At 70.4% G+C, this 14,794-nt stretch carries 15 protein-coding genes and 1 pseudogene; 6 read left to right on the top strand and 10 right to left on the bottom strand.

Features of this window, described 5'->3' with window-relative positions:
* Window position 1: 1 nt before the first annotated feature.
* From ccmC to LPC04_RS18280, 4 genes are all read right to left on the bottom strand, one after another.
* A complete protein-coding gene (gene ccmC, locus LPC04_RS18265; protein ID WP_275683697.1) occupies window positions 2–781 on the bottom strand; it encodes a heme ABC transporter permease CcmC in 780 nt (259 codons plus the stop codon).
* A 67-nt stretch (window positions 782–848) separates the two neighbouring features.
* Complete coding sequence (gene ccmB, locus LPC04_RS18270; RefSeq protein WP_275683698.1) at window positions 849–1,520, bottom strand: heme exporter protein CcmB; 672 nt, start codon at window positions 1,518–1,520, stop codon at window positions 849–851.
* Window positions 1,517–2,242, bottom strand: a complete 726-nt coding sequence (gene ccmA, locus LPC04_RS18275; RefSeq protein WP_275683699.1) for a cytochrome c biogenesis heme-transporting ATPase CcmA — start codon at window positions 2,240–2,242, stop codon at window positions 1,517–1,519. Before ccmA ends, ccmB begins: the two co-directional genes overlap by 4 nt.
* A gap of 85 nt (window positions 2,243–2,327) precedes the next feature.
* Window positions 2,328–2,735, bottom strand: a complete 408-nt coding sequence (locus LPC04_RS18280; protein ID WP_275683700.1) for an ACT domain-containing protein — start codon at window positions 2,733–2,735, stop codon at window positions 2,328–2,330.
* A 40-nt stretch (window positions 2,736–2,775) separates the two neighbouring features.
* On the opposite strand from LPC04_RS18280, the gene LPC04_RS18285 reads away from it, so the two are divergent.
* Window positions 2,776–3,357, top strand: a complete 582-nt coding sequence (locus tag LPC04_RS18285) for an MOSC domain-containing protein (RefSeq protein ID WP_275683701.1) — start codon at window positions 2,776–2,778, stop codon at window positions 3,355–3,357.
* 48 nt (window positions 3,358–3,405) lie between these two features.
* Here the strand turns inward: LPC04_RS18285 and LPC04_RS18290 are convergent, their stop codons facing one another.
* Window positions 3,406–4,497, bottom strand: a complete 1,092-nt coding sequence (locus tag LPC04_RS18290; protein ID WP_275683702.1) for an alkene reductase — start codon at window positions 4,495–4,497, stop codon at window positions 3,406–3,408.
* 295 nt (window positions 4,498–4,792) lie between these two features.
* Between LPC04_RS18290 and LPC04_RS18295 the strand changes: the two genes are divergently transcribed.
* Entirely contained in the window at window positions 4,793–6,556 is a 1,764-nt protein-coding gene (locus LPC04_RS18295; RefSeq protein WP_275683703.1) for a methyl-accepting chemotaxis protein, read from the top strand.
* A gap of 63 nt (window positions 6,557–6,619) precedes the next feature.
* Here LPC04_RS18295 and LPC04_RS18300 read toward each other — a convergent pair whose 3' ends face one another.
* Window positions 6,620–7,666: an aminoglycoside phosphotransferase family protein gene (locus tag LPC04_RS18300; protein ID WP_275683704.1), complete on the bottom strand. Its 1,047-nt coding sequence runs from the start codon at window positions 7,664–7,666 to the stop codon at window positions 6,620–6,622.
* A gap of 266 nt (window positions 7,667–7,932) precedes the next feature.
* On the opposite strand from LPC04_RS18300, the gene LPC04_RS18305 reads away from it, so the two are divergent.
* From LPC04_RS18305 to rsmA, 3 genes are read left to right on the top strand one after another with little or no spacing between them, the layout of a single operon-like run.
* Entirely contained in the window at window positions 7,933–10,506 is a 2,574-nt protein-coding gene (locus tag LPC04_RS18305; protein WP_275683705.1) for an LPS-assembly protein LptD, read from the top strand.
* 8 nt (window positions 10,507–10,514) lie between these two features.
* Entirely contained in the window at window positions 10,515–11,957 is a 1,443-nt protein-coding gene (locus LPC04_RS18310) for a peptidylprolyl isomerase (RefSeq protein ID WP_275683706.1), read from the top strand.
* A 10-nt stretch (window positions 11,958–11,967) separates the two neighbouring features.
* Window positions 11,968–12,771, top strand: a complete 804-nt coding sequence (gene rsmA, locus LPC04_RS18315) for a 16S rRNA (adenine(1518)-N(6)/adenine(1519)-N(6))-dimethyltransferase RsmA (RefSeq protein WP_275683707.1) — start codon at window positions 11,968–11,970, stop codon at window positions 12,769–12,771.
* A 13-nt stretch (window positions 12,772–12,784) separates the two neighbouring features.
* Here the strand turns inward: rsmA and LPC04_RS18320 are convergent, their stop codons facing one another.
* On the bottom strand, window positions 12,785–13,033 hold the full coding sequence (locus tag LPC04_RS18320; RefSeq protein ID WP_338055448.1) for a diguanylate cyclase domain-containing protein: 249 nt from the start codon (window positions 13,031–13,033) through the stop codon (window positions 12,785–12,787).
* Between the two features lie 52 nt (window positions 13,034–13,085).
* A pseudogene (locus LPC04_RS18325) lies at window positions 13,086–13,427 on the bottom strand (MASE2 domain-containing protein); the annotation flags it as partial.
* Between the two features lie 86 nt (window positions 13,428–13,513).
* Between LPC04_RS18325 and LPC04_RS18330 the strand changes: the two are divergent.
* Entirely contained in the window at window positions 13,514–13,729 is a 216-nt protein-coding gene (locus LPC04_RS18330; RefSeq protein ID WP_275683708.1) for a hypothetical protein, read from the top strand.
* A 7-nt stretch (window positions 13,730–13,736) separates the two neighbouring features.
* On the opposite strand, the gene LPC04_RS18335 is transcribed toward LPC04_RS18330, so the two are convergent.
* Together LPC04_RS18335 and LPC04_RS18340 are read right to left on the bottom strand one after the other, a co-directional pair.
* A complete protein-coding gene (locus LPC04_RS18335) occupies window positions 13,737–14,132 on the bottom strand; it encodes a barstar family protein (protein ID WP_275683709.1) in 396 nt (131 codons plus the stop codon).
* Window positions 14,133–14,178: 46 nt separating this feature from the next.
* A complete protein-coding gene (locus LPC04_RS18340) occupies window positions 14,179–14,565 on the bottom strand; it encodes a guanyl-specific ribonuclease (protein WP_420854743.1) in 387 nt (128 codons plus the stop codon).
* Between the last annotated feature and the right edge of the window lie 229 nt (window positions 14,566–14,794).

Below are 14,794 nucleotides of genomic sequence, written 5' to 3' on the forward strand. Positions count from 1 at the left end.
CTCATCCTTGATTGCTTTGGGCGACCAGCGCCCGCGCCCAGGCGGTGTCGCCCTCGCGCTCGAGCACGATCGCCCGCGCCCGCACGAACACGACGGCGAAAGCGTAGGCCCAGCAGGCGAGCGTCAGCAGCAGCATCGCGACGAGCATCGTCGAGGCCATGTGCTGCTCCTTGCCCATCGTCAGGCTCGATCCCTGGTGCAGCGTATTCCACCAGACGACCGAGAAGTAGATCACCGGCACGTTGACCACGCCGACGATGGCCAGCAGCGCGCCTGCCTTGTCGGCGCGCCGGGTGTCGTCGATCGCGGCGACCAGCGCCATGTAGCCGAGGTAGAGGAACAGCAGGATCAGCTCGGACGTGAGCCGCGCGTCCCACACCCACCAGGTGCCCCAGGTCGGCCGGCCCCACAGCGAGCCCGTCCACAGCGCCAGCACGGTGAACAGCGCGCCGGTGGGCGCGATCGCGCGGGCGAAGATGAAGGCCATGCGCGCGTTGAGGAACCAGCCCATCGCGGCCCAGAACGCCATCGCCACGTACAGCACCATCGACAGCCAGGCCGCCGGCACGTGGATGAAGATGATGCGGTAGACCTCGCCCTGCACCGCGTCGGTGGGCGCGACGAAGAAGCCCATCCACAGCCCGGCGACGGCGAACGCGGCCGCGACCAGTCCGCAGGCTGGCCCGAGCACGCCCGCGAGCCGGTAGAAATTGGCCGGCGACGCGAACGTGAACCAGGTCAGGCGCGGGCGGGCGAGGGCGGTGGCGGCGGGCGAGTTCACGGAGCGTATTGTCCCGTCGTCAGAGAAGCGTCGTGTTGCGAGATGTCATATCGCTGTCCTGCGTGCTTTATTCCACCGCGATGCGCAGCGCCGCCGCCGTGGCCGGCGGCGCGCCGACCAGGCAGGCGATCAGCAGCGCGCCCAGCAGCGACAGGTGCGGCGACGCCGACTGCCCCGCATCGACCGCCGCCGCCGCGCCGGCGCCGAAGATCAGCGCCGGAATGGCCAGCGGCAGCACGATCAGCACGATCAGCATGCCGGCCGAGCGCAAGCCCAGCGTCAGCGCGGCGCCGACCCCGCCCAGCAGGCTCAGGACCGGCGTCCCCAGCAACAGAGACACGAACAGCACCGGAAGTTCCTCGGCCGGCAGGCCCAGCAGCAATCCGAGCAGCGGCGCGGCGACCACCAGCGGCGCGCCGCTGATCGTCCAGTGCCCGGCGGCCTTGGCGGCGGCCACGGCCAGGCCGGCGTCCGGCGCGAGCAGCAACTGCTCCAGCGAGCCGTCGGCGTGGTCGGCGGCGTAGAGCGGCGGCATCGACAGCATGGCCGCCAGCAGCGCGCAGACCCAGACCACGCCCGGCGCGATCAGCCTGAGCACTTGCGGGTCGGGCCCGACGCCCAGCGGGAACAGGCTCGCCGCGACGAGGAAGAACGCGACCGGCAGCAGCGCCTCGGTGCGGCGGCGCCAGGCCAGGCGCAGGTCGCGCTGGTAGACGGCCAGGAACACGGCGCCGTTCACGCTGCGGCTCCCGCGTCGCGCGTCAGCAGGTCGAGATCGAGCACGCGGAAGCCCGCGCTGGCGGCCTCGACGTCGAGATGCAGGTGATGGCTGGTCAGCAGCACGCTGCCGCCACGGGCGCGATGCGCGGCCAGGAGCGCGTGCAGCGTGGCGGTGCCGGCGACGTCCAGCGCGTCGAAGGGCTCGTCCAGCACCCACAGCGCGGGCGCCGTCTCGAGCGCCAGCCGCGCCAGCGCGACGCGCCGGCGCAGGCCCTGCGACAGGCTGCGCGTGGGCGTGCGCTCGCGTCCGGCCAGGCCCAGGCGCGCCAGCGCGGCGCGGATCGCGGGCGCGCTCGGGTTTGCGTCATGAACGCGCCCGTGCACTCGGGCGAGGAAGGCCAGCGACTCGGCGGCGGTCAGGTCGTCCTTGAGCGCGTTCGTGTGGGCGATGTAGACGAGCTGGCGGTCGAAGCGTTCGTTGCGGCGCGTCGGCGCATCGCCCCACAGGATCTGGCCGCGTTCCGGCGCCGCGAGGCCGGCCACGAGGCGCAGCAGGCTGGTCTTGCCGCGGCCGTTGCCGCCGCGCAGCCACAGCAGCTCGCCGGCGCCCAGCGTCTCGTCCAGCCCGGAGAACAGGACGCGGTCGCCGCGCCGGCAGGCCACGTCCACCAGCCGCAGCGATGGCAGCGGCGACGACGAGGTCGTCGCGGCGGGCATGCCGGTCTGCGGGGAAGAAGTCATCGGGGGTCGGGGCGGGGCGAGGGGCGCGTCAGTATAGGAGTCGAGCTCGACATGAGCACCCTCGGGCGGCGCATGAGCCGCCCGATCAGGCGTGCCGGGCCTGCAGCGCGTGCAGCGCGTCCATCGCATCGGAGGCGCGGGCCGCCGGCACGAACAGGTGGTCGTGGTGCACGCCCGCGATCACGTTGCAGGAGATGCCGGCGTCGCCCAGCGCGCGGGCGAAGGCCGCCGTGAGGCCGACGGCGGCGAGGTCGGAATGCACGGTCAGCGTGATCCACGCGCTGCGGAACGCGACGGGCCAGCCGCGAGCGAGCGCCTCGGCCTCGGCGACGACGATGGTCAGGCCTTCGGCTTCGCGCACGGTGGCGACCGCCTCGGCGCCGTCGGCCGACGCGCCCGGCGGCAGCGCGCACCACGCCCACGTGCCGGCATGCAGCTCGGGCTGCATCGAGGCGAGCAGCAGGGCGAGGTCGGAGATCGGCGCGGACGTCATGGTGCCGCCATTGTCGCGGCGAAGCGCTGACAATGCGCCGATGACGACGATCGTGTCCAGCGTGAACGTGCCCGGGCCGGCGGACGCCTCCGGCGTGCAGCGCCTCGTGCCGGCCACCGGCGCGGTGGGCGTGGGCCTGGCCGGCTTCGCCGAACGCATGGCGTTGCACCCGGTGGGCGAGGATCCGGCGCTCGCCGACGAGCTCGCGCTGTCGCACGCGCTGTTCGCCTATCCGACGGCGCACGCGCCGGTCTGGCGCACGATGCGCGCGCAGGCCGGCGTCGCCGAGCCCGACGCGCCGCTGCCGCCGGGCTCGTTCGACGAGCACCTGGCGCTGGACGGCGTGCAGGAGTCGCAGCTGTGGGAGGGCGACCTGCTGCGCTTTCCCGATTGCACGCTGGTGGTGAGCGTGCCGCGCCTGCCCGACGCGCGCTTCAACGAGACGCTGGGTTTCGTGCACGCCGCCAAGATGGTGGCGCAATCGCGCTGGAGCGGCTTCTGGCTGTCGGTGCGCGTGCCCGGCACCATCGCGGCGGGCCAGGCCTTCGAGCTGATCCCGGGGCCGCGGGCGACGGGGGTCGTCGAGCTTTTTCGGGCGCGCACGGCGAAGATGCGCTGGTGAGACGACGCGGGCCCGCGCGGCCGGCCGCGTCGCGCGAGTTCCGCTCGATCAGGCCGGCAGCGCCGGATAGTCCGTGTAGCCCTCGGCGCCGCCGCCGTAGAAGGTCTTCTGATTCCACGGCGCCAGTTCCGCGTTCTCGCGCAGCCGGCGCGTCAGGTCGGGGTTGGAGATGAACGACTTGCCGAACGAGACCGCGTCGGCCTTGCCGGAAGCGACCGCGTCCAGCGCCATCTCGCGCGTGTAGCCGTTGTTGACGATCCAGGCGTTGGGCCAGAGCTTGCGCAGCGCGGCGAAGTCGAACGGCGCGAAATCGCGCGGGCCGCCGGTGCTGCCCTCGACGACCTCGATGAACGCGAAGCCGAGCTTGGCGAGTTCCTTGACGACGTGGCTGAACAGCGCGAACGGGTCGGAATCCTGGCCGATGTCGTTGGCCGGCGTGACCGGCGACAGGCGCAGTCCGACGCGGCCCGGGCCGATCTCGTCGCAGACCGCGGTCATCACCTCGATCAGGAAACGGGCGCGGTTCTCGATGGAGCCGCCGTAGCGGTCGCTGCGGTCGTTGCAGGAGTCGCGCAGGAACTGCTCGACGAGGTAGCCGTTGGCGCCGTGCACCTCGATGCCGTCGAAGCCGGCGTCGACGGCGTTGCGCGCGGCCTGGCGGAACTGCTCGACGACCCGGCCCACCTCCTCCGTGCTCAGCGCGCGCGGCGCCGAGACCTGCTCGAAGCCGGCGGGCGTGAAGGTCTTGGTGTTGGCAGGCCTGGCGGTGGCCGACACCGGCTGCTCGCCGGCGGGCAGCAGCGAGGTGTGCGAGATGCGGCCGACGTGCCAGATCTGGGCGACGATCTTGCCGCCCTTGCCGTGCACGGCGTCGGTCGCGAGCCTCCAGCCGGCGAGCTGCTCGGGGCTGTAGACGCCCGGGGTGTCGAGGTAGCCCTGGCCCAGCGGCCCGATCTGCGTGCCCTCCGAGATGATCAGCCCGGCGCCGCTCGCTGGGTCGGCGCGCTGCTCGTAGTACAGCGCGTTGAGCGCCTGCGGCGCGCGGCCGGCGGCGGCGCGGTCGCGCGTGAGCGGCGCCATGACGACGCGGTTGGCGAGGGCGATGTCGCCGAGCTGCAGGGGGTCGAAGAGGGAGGTCATGCGGCGCAGGTTAGCGGCGGACGCAAACGCCCGCCGGCGCAGGGAATTGGCGAGTCGTGTTAGCGCATTCAAATGGAAATAAGCAATCCGAACGCCCCTTTCGCGTGCATTGACAGGCGATTTGCGCGCCGGCGTGAATTTGGCCGCTTAAGCGCGGCTATTTCCCCTTTGTCAGGATTTCGCGACTCTCACAATCGGTCGATAGCTTCTGGGAGTTGCGGCGCGTTTCGCGCGCCGCGGACGCGACCCGGCTCGACCCCCTTTTCCACCCTTCCGTGAGGCGCCCATGTTCTCCATGCGCAACATTTCCGTCCGGTCCCGCTTCTACCTGGTGATGGCCCTGGTGGCGATCTCGCTGCTGGTGCAGGCCGGCTGGGGATGGGTGTCCGCCCAGTCCGGCGTCTCCACGGTCACCGTGCTGTTCGACCAGGCCGACGCCACCGCCCAACAGGTCGGCGCCTTGCGCGAGTCGATGGCCAGCGTACGGCGCTACCAGGCCGAGATGATCGCCACGGCCGTGTCAAACCCGACTGGCGTCGGCCCGTTGCACGATGCCTGGAAGAAGGAGATCGGTTCGCTCAACGCCGGCGGCGACGCGCTGGTCAAGGCGCACGCGGCCGACACCGCGCTGGTGGACCTGGTGGCCAAGCAGAAGAAGCTGCTGGCCGACGTCGTCGAGATCATCGATCCGATCGCGCAGCAGCTCACCGACGCCAAGATGGACGCCACCGCCGCGCTCGCCTACGCGGGGCAGGCCAACGAGAAGCTCGAGGCGGCCCAGGGCAACCTCACCGCGATCCTGAAGTCGCAGCAGGCCGGCCTGGCCGGCATCCGCGGCGAGATCGCGCAGAGCTCGATGATCGCGGCGATCGCCCGCGTCGCGCTGATCGGCCTGACGCTGGCCGTCTTCCTGCCGCTGATGTGGATCACGCTGCGCTCGATCTGCGGCCCGCTCGACCAGGCCGTGGCCGTCGCCACCCGCATCGCCAGCGGCGACCTCGCCAACCGGATCGTGGCCGAGGGCCAGGACGAGCCGGCCCGGCTGATCCGCGCGCTCGCGGACATGCAGACCTCGCTGCGCAACCTGGTCGGTCAGGTGCGCGAGTCGTCCGAGAGCATCGAGGTCGCCAGCTCCGAGGTCGCCAGCGGCAACGCCGACCTGTCGCAACGCACCGAGCTCGCGGCGAGCCACCTGCAGCGCACCGCCAGCTCGATGGACAGCCTGACGGTCACCGTGCGCCAGTCCACCGATTCCGCGCACACCGCCAACCAGCTGGCCACGTCGGCCGCCAGCGTCGCCGCGCGCGGCGGCCAGGTCGTGGCCCAGGTGGTGTCGACGATGGAAGACATCAACAGCAGCTCCAAGAAGATCGCCGACATCATCGGCGTGATCGACGGCATCGCGTTCCAGACCAACATCCTGGCGCTGAACGCCGCGGTCGAAGCGGCGCGTGCGGGCGAACAGGGCCGCGGCTTCGCGGTCGTCGCCGGCGAGGTGCGCAACCTGGCGCAGCGCTCGGCCGAGGCGGCCAAGGAGATCAAGGCGCTGATCGGCGCGTCGGTCGACCGCGTGGAATCGGGCTCGCGCCTGGTGCACGACGCCGGCACGACGATGACCGAGATCGTCGCCAGCGTGCAGCGCGTCACCGACATCATCGGCGAGATCAGCGCCGCGTCCACCGAGCAGAGCCAGGGCATCGTCGAGGTCAAGGGCGCGATCGGCGAGGTCGACCAGATGACGCAGCAGAACGCCGCGCTGGTCGAGGAAAGCGCCGCCGCCGCCGAATCGCTGAAGGAGCAGGCGACCAAGCTCGCCGCGGTGGTCTCGACCTTCCGCCTCGCCGAGGGCGACTCGACGCCGCGCGCCGCCGTCGCCAGTTTCGCCGCGCCGGCCCACAGCGCGTCCGCCGACCAGGCCATCGCCCGCGCCAAGATGCAGGCGGCGGCCCCGAAGCCTGCCGTGGTCAAGCCGGCGCCCGCGCCGGTGGCCCCGCCGGTGGCCGCCCCCGCGCCGGCACCCGCCGCCGCGCAGTCCGACAGCGATTGGGAAAGCTTCTGAGCGCGGCCTGAGCCGCCATGAAAAACGGGCGCCGCGGGCGCCCGTGGCCGTTGCCGGGTGCCGTCAGAAGGTGTAGCCGGCCTGGACCGCCGCGCCGGTGAGCGGCTCCAGCAGGTTCAGCAGCGAGCGCAGCGGCCCGTAGCGGTTGGCCACCTTGGTCGCGTAGCCGAAGAAGCGTGGCAGGTCGGCGCTGTAGTGCGGCTTGCCGTCACGGTGCTTCAGGCGGCAGAAGATGCCCAGGATCTTCAGGTGGCGCTGCAGGCCCATCCACTCGGTCTGGCGCCAGAACTCGCCGAAGTCGGGGTCGACCGGCAGGCCGGCGTGGCGCGCGTCCTGCCAGTAGCGCACGGCCCAGTCGAGCTCGTGCTCCTCGTCCCACGACAGGAACGCATCGCGCAGCAGCGAGGCCAGGTCGTAGCTGATGGGCCCGCGCACGGCGTCCTGGAAGTCCAGCACGCCCGGGTTCTGGGCGCAGACCATCAGGTTGCGCGGCATCCAGTCGCGGTGGACGGCCACCTGCGGCTGGGCGAGGGCCGAGTCGATCAGGCGCTGGCTGACGGTCTGCCAGGTCTCCTGTTCCTTGGGCGTCCAGACGACGCCGAACTCCCGGGCCACGCACCAGTCCGGAAACAGCTGCACCTCGCGCCGCAGCAGCGCATCGTCGTACGGCGGCAGCGTGCTGCAGTCGCCCTTGAGCTGCCACTGGATCAGCGCGCCGATGGCGTCGCGCATCAACGCATCGGCGCCGGCGAGGTCGGCCTGGCGCAGCGCGGCCAGGTATTGCGTGTCGCCGAGGTCGTCCAGCAGCAGGAAGCCCTGGTGGATGTCCTGCTCCAGCACGCGGGGGCCGTTCAGGCCGGCGCCGCGCACCAGGCCGCCGATGTGGACGAAGGCGGCGACGCTGTCCTCGGCCGCGGGCGAGTCCATCACGATGTAGCTGTGGCCGTCGGACCCGGTGACGCGGAAGTAGCGCCGCGAGCTGGCGTCGGCCGAGGCCAGGTGCAGCGTGGCGCGGTCGAGGCGGTGGCGCGGGGCGAGTTCGTCGAACCAGCGGCCGAAGGCGCGCTCGCGTTCGGCGTCGACCCAGGCGATGGAGAGGGAGTCGGTCATCGGGGAAAGTATCCAGCGCAAGGAGAGGGCGCGGCCGGGCACGGGCTGAGCTCGTGACTTCCGGGCAACGCGGCACGACAGGCCGACACAAGGCGGCGGCACTGTCGTGGATAATCGACATTCTAATAATCCCCCTGCGTCGCAAGCGGCTCGGGTTCCCGCAGGGCGGCGTCGATGCGTCGATGGGTTGTCCGCCGCGCGTGGGACCGGCTCGTCGTTTCGGCTCCAGGCGCTCACCGCCACCAGCTTTTCCTCCAGTTCGCGTGTTGCGTTCCCCCCTCCCGCGTCGCCGCCATCGTCCTCCGTCCGTACTGGCGCCGCTTGCCGTCGCGGCGGCGCTGTGCGCGTTCGCGGCCGCCGCGCCCGCGCAGACGCTCCCGCGCGTGCGCACGACGCCCGCGCCCGAGCCAGCCAAGCCGGCGTCCGGCGCCGACGGGGCGCCGCCGGTGGTCACGCTGACGGCCGACGAGGTCGTCAGCCACATCGGCAACGTCACCCAGGCCAGCGGCAAGGTGGTGGTGCAGCGCCTGGACATGACCCTGCGCGCCGACCTGCTGACCTACGACCAGCTCAGCGACACGGTGCACGCCCAGGGCAATGCGCGCATCGAGCGCGGCCTCGACTGGTTCATGGCCGATCGCGTCGACCTCGAGCTGACACGCGACGCCGGCACGCTGACCGGCACCCAGTACGAACTCGGCGCCCGCAAGGCCGGCGGCCATGCGCAGCGCATCGAGCTGATCGACCGCAACCGCTCGACGGCCTACAACGCCAACTACACGAGCTGCACCCGCGACGGCACCGGCGACCCCGACTGGATCATCAGCGGCGACAAGATCGACATCGACACGAGCACCAACGAGGGCAAGGCCCAGCACGCGGTGCTGCGCTTCCTGGGCGTGCCGATCCTGGCGGCGCCGTCGCTGACCTTCCCCGTCACCGCCGAGCGCAAGTCGGGCTGGCTGCCGCCCACGGGCGACCTGAGCACCCGCAGCGGCTTCTCGATCTCCGAGCCGTATTACTGGAACATCGAGCCCAACATCGACGCCACGCTGTCGGCCGGCGCCAGCACGCGGCGCGGCGCCGAGCTGGCCGGCGAGCTGCGCTACCTGCAGCCCAACGACCTGGGCCAGGTGACCGCCTACCTGCTGCCCGACGACTTCTCCGAGAACCACACCGGCATCGACACCACGCGCGGCGCGGTCGAATGGGCGCACGAGGGATCGCGCGGCGACTGGCTGACCTACAGCGCGCGCCTGCAACGCGTCTCCGACTCGGCCTACTGGGTGGATTTCCCGAACCAGATGCCGTCGCTGACCCAGCGCATGCTGCCCACCGACCTGTCAGGGACGCGCCGCTTCCTGCCGTTCGGCGATGCCGGCGAGATCGCCGCCTACGCGCGCGTCGAGCGCTTCCAGACGCTGCAGGAGCCGCCGAACCAGCGCGAGACGGACGGCCTGTCGGTGATCCCCGTGCCCTTCCAGCGCAGCCCGCAGATCGGCGTGCGTGGCAACCTCACGCTGGCGGATCAGCTGCGCTTCGACATGGAGGCCGAGGGCAACCGGTTCGACCTGTCCGACCGGCCGCAGGAGAACAACGCGATCGGCCGCATCAACGCGCTGTGTTCCGCCGGCAGCGCGAGTTGCCTCACGCCGCTCGACACGCGCGTGGGCGGCGCGCGGGCCCATTTCATCGCCTCAGTGTCGCGCAGCTTCTCGTCCGAATGGGGCCACTTCGAACCGCGGCTGGCGATCAACGGCACGACCTATCGCTCCGACGTCGCCGACGACGGCACGCGCGTCGAAGCCACGCGCTGGGTGCCGACCCTCAGCGGCGACAGCTCGTTCAGCTTCGAGCGCCAGACCGACCTGTTCGGGCGCGAGCTGGTGCAGACGCTCGAGCCGCGCTTCCTCTACGTGCTGACCCCGCGACGCAACCAGTTCGCCCTGCCGCTGTACGACACCGCGCCCAAGGACTTCAACGAGGTCTCGATCTACAGCACGAACGAGTTCACCGGCAACGACCGCATCTCGGACGAGAACCAGCTGACGGCAGGCGTGGCCACGCGCTACAACGACGCCGGCAACGGGCGCGAGCTGCTGCGCCTGGGCATCGCGCAGAAGTTCCTGTTCAGCAAGCAGTGGCTGACGACGTCCAACTTCCAGGACACCTCCGACCAGACGCCCCCGCCCTACACGCGCAAGCTGTCCGACCTGCTGCTTTACGGCTCGTCGTCCGCGATGGAGCACTGGAGTTTCGACGGCATCATCGAACTGGATCCGTTCCGCGCCACCGGCAGCGGCGCGACCGGCAGTTCGTCCGGCGATTCCGGCTCGAGTGCCGCGGACACCTCCGGCGGCAGCACGTCGACGTGGACGGTGCAACGCGCCGTCGTGAGTGCCCGCTTCCAGCCGGGGCCGTTCAAGACAGTGAGCCTGACCTATCGCTTCGCAAGCAGCAACAACGGCTCCAGCGGTGCCAGCCGGCAGTTCGAGGTCGGCGGCCAGTGGCCCGTCTATCACCAGCCGCCACGGGCCAACGGCTGCGGCGGCACGCTCTACGCGGTCGGGCGGGTCGACTACAGCGTGACCGACCGTCGCGCGACCTACGCCATCGGCGGCCTCGAATACGACGCGGGGTGCTGGATCGGCCGCGCCCTGGTCGAGCGCACGTCCACCGGCAGCCAGCAAAGCACCACCCATTTCGTGCTGCAACTGGAACTCAACGGCCTGTCGACGCTCGGACCCGGGTCGCTCACGCTCCTGAAGGACAATGTCCCCGGCTACCAGCCTTTGCGCAACGATGCCGGCGGCACGACCGCGAGCCCGAATTCACAATGAGAGATCGCTTGAAGCTCAATTTCCTGACCCTGGTCACCGCGACGTTCGCGCTCGGCGCCGCCGCCACCGGCTTCGCCCAAACCGCGCCGGCCGCCGCGCCCGCGGCGTCGATCCCCACCCCGTCGACCGCGGCACCGCTGCCCGACGTCAACAAGCCTTCGCTCGTCTCGCCGGTCGCCGCGTCCGGCGTGCGCCAGTTCGGTTCGCTGCCGCGCATCAAGGCGGCCGCGCGCTCGGCCGACTACATCGTCGCGGTCGTCAACACCGAATCGGTCACCAACAACGAGGTGACGGCGCGGTTCCAGAAGATGCAGCAGGAGAGCATCGAGCGCGGCGGCTCGCAGCCGTCGCCGGGCGAGCTGCGCAAGCAGGCGGTCGATGCGCTGGTCGAGGAGCGCGTGCTGGTGACCTACGCGCGCGACAACGGCGTCAAGGTGGACGACGGCGAAGTCGACCGCGCGATCGGCAACATCGCGTCGTCCAACAAGATGACGACCGACCAGCTGCGCGACCGGCTGCGCCAGCAGGGCGTCGACTACGGCACCTTCCGCTCGGGCATCAAGGACCAGATCACCATCGAGCGCATCCGCGAGCGCGAGGTCGTCAGCCACATCCGCGTGACCGACTCGGAGGTCAACGACTACGTCGCCAAGATGCGCGGCGGCCACGGGTCGTCGCAGCAGATCAACCTCGCGCAGATCCTGATCCCCGTGCCCGAGAAGGCCTCGCCCGCGGTCGAGGCCGAGCGCAAGGCGCGCGCGGAACAGGCGCTCGCGCGCGTGCGCAACGGCGAACCCTTCGACCAGGTGGCCCGCGAGATGTCCGAGGACAGCAACAAGGCCAAGGGCGGCGAGATGGGCTCGCGCCCGATCGACAAGTACCCCGACCTGTTCGCCGACGCCGTCGCCAACATCAAGGTCGGTGCCACCACCGACGTCTTCCGCAGCGGCGCGGGCTTCCACATCCTGAAGGTGATCTCGCGCGGCGAGGACTCCGGCATGACGGTGCAGCAGACCCGCGTGCGCCACATCGTGCTGCGCCCGTCGGCGCAGCTCAGCATCGACGCCGTCGAACGCCGCATCATCGATTTCCGCCAGCAGATCAGCAGCGGCGCCAAGACCTTCGAGGAACTGGCGCGCCAGTACTCGGAGGACGGCAGCGCCACGTCCGGCGGCGACCTCGGCTGGGCCTCGCCGGGCTCGTTCGTGCCCGAGTTCGAGGAGGCGATGAACAAGCTGCCGATCGACGGCCTGTCGGGCCCGGTGCGTTCGCGCTTCGGCGTCCACCTGATCCAGGTGCTGGATCGCCGCCAGACCACGATCGACCCGAAGCAGCTGCGCGAGCAGGCCACCAACGCGCTGAAGGAACAGAAGTTCGATCCCGCCTACGCGGAGTGGGTGGCCGACCTGCGCGCCAAGGCCTTCATCGAATATCGCGATCCGCCGGTCTGATCGAGCAACGATGGCGCACATCGCCCGCAAGCGCTTCGGCCAGCATTTCCTGACGGCCGTCGATGTCATCGATCGCATCATCAAGGCGATCGCGCCGCGGCCGGGCGAGCGTCTGGTCGAGATCGGCCCGGGCCTGGGCGCGATGACGATCCCGCTGCGCCAGCACTGCGACGCGCTGACGGTCATCGAGCTCGACCGCGACCTGGCCGAGCGCCTGCGCCGGCGCGGCGATCTCGACGTCGTCGAGTCGGATGTGCTGAAGGTGGACTTCGGCGCGATCGCCGAGCGCCTGGGCGGCCCGATCCGCGTCGTCGGCAACCTGCCGTACAACATCTCGTCGCCGATCCTGTTCCACCTGATGGACGCCGCGCCGCACGTGATCGACCAGGTCTTCATGCTGCAGAAGGAAGTGGTCGACCGCATGGCCGCGAGTCCAGGCAGCAAGGCCTTCGGCCGCCTGACCGTGATGCTGCAGTGGCGCTACGAGATCGAGCACCTGTTCGACGTGCCGCCCGAGGCCTTCGATCCGCCGCCGCGCGTCAATTCGGCCATCGTGCGCATGCGCCCGCGCGCGACGCCGGCACCGGTGTCGCAGGCGGTGCTGGGCAAGATCGTCAGCGTCGCCTTCTCGCAGCGGCGCAAGATGCTGCGCGCCACGCTCGGCAAGTGGCTGGCCGAGCACGGCTACACGGGCGAGTTCGACGGCACCCGGCGCGCCGAGCAGGTGCCGGTGGACGAATACATCGCGCTGGCGCAGGCGTTGCCGCCGTTGCCCGAACAGGCGTTGGCCGGCGCCGATCTCGGCGACGAGTAGGCCTGCAGCCGCCTCAGCCGCGCTCGACGCGGTGGCGGCCGGCGTGCTTGGCACGGTAGAGCGCCTGGTCGGCGGCGCGCAGCAGGCGCTCGACGTCATCGTCGCTCGCGCTGTCCAGCGCCACCGAGGCCACGCCGATGCTGATGGTGACGTGCGCAGCCACCGGCGAATCGCCGTGCGGCACCGCGGCCGCGTCGACCGCCGCCAGGCAGCGCTCGGCGACGATCGCGGCGTCGGCCCGCGATGTGTGCGGCAGGATCAGCGCGAACTCCGACGGCGATGGCGTCCATGGTCACCATCGTCAGCGTCAGCGCGCTCGGGACCAGGTTGAAGCCGATCGCCGGCGGCCAGAACGCCGACAGCGCGCAGTCGGCCACCAGGTTGCGATGCTCCGCGTCGCGCGGACGCTCGCTGCGCGAGCTCAGCACGTACGCGATGTGCGGCCACAGCAGCACATGCGCGAGCATGCAGCCCCAGAGCCATCCCGGGCCGCCGTGCTGGTGCAGCGCGGCGGCGATGCCGATCGAGCCGACGGCCAGTCCGATCGCACGCGGGACATGCACGCGCCGTGGCAGCCCGGCACCGACCAGGCGAGGCTCCGCGGCCGCGTCGAAGGCGGCGTGCGCGCGTTGTTCCGGGTGGGAGCTGTCCGCCATGTCCGGGGTATCGGCGCATCGCAGGCATTGCTGCAGCGCGACAGGGCTGCAAATCGCGAATGCGCCGGCCACCTTCCGTCCCGCCAATGAAAAAGGCTCCCGTGCGGGAGCCTTTGTCGGTGCAACGCGGCCTGGAGGATCAGGCGGCGTTGAGCCACATCGCCGTGTCGAACGCGCTGCTCATCAGCGGCATGTTCGTGCCGAACCCGGCGTTGGCGTTGGCTTTGCTGCCAGCCTTGGGGGCCGGCTTTTCGATGACTGGGGCCGCTTCTGCCGCCCGCTCCCATGACCCATTTTCTTGAGAGCGGGCTACTGAAAAGAATAGAAGCACCGGAAGGGTATCTTGCGTTCCCCCCAGAAGTCGGCGGCGTCGCGGAAGACGTCCAGCAGCTGCTCGCGCGACTCGCGATCGAAGCGGGCGTTGTCGGGCAGCTGTTCCAGCACGACGACGAAGCCGGGCTGCGAGCCCGACTTGTGCACGAGGTCGGTCATGCAGTCGTACAGGGCGTCCAGGTTCTTGCCGAAGTGCGCCGGGAACAGGAACGCCTCGGCAATGGCCTCGAGCACGTCCTGCTTGGACTGCGCGTTGGTCAGGTTCGCGTACAGAAAATGCTGTCCGGCACCTTGCGCTGCCTCGAGCAATTCGTCGACCCGATACGCCCGTATCGATTGAACGATGTTGGGACGGACGGTCTGCAAAAGCATGGTCACGTTCCTCTCAGAAATCACTTGAACATTCGTCTTCCGACGATCACTTCACGATCCGATGAAAACTGTTGTAGTGATCTTCGGTATAAAAACAAGCATCTGGTTCCGTCGGCTGGTTGCCGCCGCAGATGATTCGACGGGCACCGCGGTTGTGCGCTCCAGGCGTCGGCACGGTGTATTCGTGGTAGTAGCCGCGCGCCTGGCGCGGCAGGCGCTTCTCGTAGTTGCCGAACACCACGCCGTCCCGCGAAAACGGGAACGGGCCGCCGGAATGGATCAACTGATCGGTCTTGAGGGCTTGCGGGGGCAGGCTGGACAGCGAAACGTCGGCTCCGAGGCCGGCAGGCGCGGCTTGCGCGCCGAACGACACCGCGGCGGCCAAGGCCAGCACCAGCAAGGCGCCCTTCGATGTGCAGCGGGAGAACGACATCGCCGTGGCTCCAGCACGCGTGCCCTGGACGGTGGCCGCGTCGACGTTCTTCACGACGTCCTTCTCGTTGATCACCACTGCTAGACCTGTTCGTCCCGGCTGAAAGGCCGGCCCCTGGCTCCGGTGCGACGCTCGAAACATTGGCGTCGAATTCCGGAGCAACCCTGAAATTCCAATCCCGAATGGTACCGGAACCCCCTCGAAATCTCAAGTCTCGAGGTGGAGGAGA

The sequence above is a fragment of the Scleromatobacter humisilvae genome (genome assembly GCF_023231945.1).
GTDB classification, from domain to species: Bacteria; Pseudomonadota; Gammaproteobacteria; order Burkholderiales; family Burkholderiaceae_C; genus Scleromatobacter; species Scleromatobacter humisilvae.

What these genes read in the sequence shown, in the direction of transcription:
- LPC04_RS18330 (WP_275683708.1), top strand. Translation starts at nt 13,514, where the DNA reads ATGAAAAAGGCTCCCGTGCGGGAGCCTTTGTCGGTGCAACGCGGCCTG.
- LPC04_RS18300 (WP_275683704.1), bottom strand. Translation starts at nt 7,666, where the DNA reads ATGACCGACTCCCTCTCCATCGCCTGGGTCGACGCCGAACGCGAGCGC.
- LPC04_RS18340 (WP_420854743.1), bottom strand. Translation starts at nt 14,565, where the DNA reads ATGTCGTTCTCCCGCTGCACATCGAAGGGCGCCTTGCTGGTGCTGGCC.
- LPC04_RS18295 (WP_275683703.1), top strand. Translation starts at nt 4,793, where the DNA reads ATGCGCAACATTTCCGTCCGGTCCCGCTTCTACCTGGTGATGGCCCTG.
- LPC04_RS18290 (WP_275683702.1), bottom strand. Translation starts at nt 4,497, where the DNA reads ATGACCTCCCTCTTCGACCCCCTGCAGCTCGGCGACATCGCCCTCGCC.
- LPC04_RS18335 (WP_275683709.1), bottom strand. Translation starts at nt 14,132, where the DNA reads ATGCTTTTGCAGACCGTCCGTCCCAACATCGTTCAATCGATACGGGCG.
- LPC04_RS18280 (WP_275683700.1), bottom strand. Translation starts at nt 2,735, where the DNA reads ATGACGTCCGCGCCGATCTCCGACCTCGCCCTGCTGCTCGCCTCGATG.
- rsmA (WP_275683707.1), top strand. Translation starts at nt 11,968, where the DNA reads ATGGCGCACATCGCCCGCAAGCGCTTCGGCCAGCATTTCCTGACGGCC.
- ccmA (WP_275683699.1), bottom strand. Translation starts at nt 2,242, where the DNA reads ATGACTTCTTCCCCGCAGACCGGCATGCCCGCCGCGACGACCTCGTCG.
- LPC04_RS18285 (WP_275683701.1), top strand. Translation starts at nt 2,776, where the DNA reads ATGACGACGATCGTGTCCAGCGTGAACGTGCCCGGGCCGGCGGACGCC.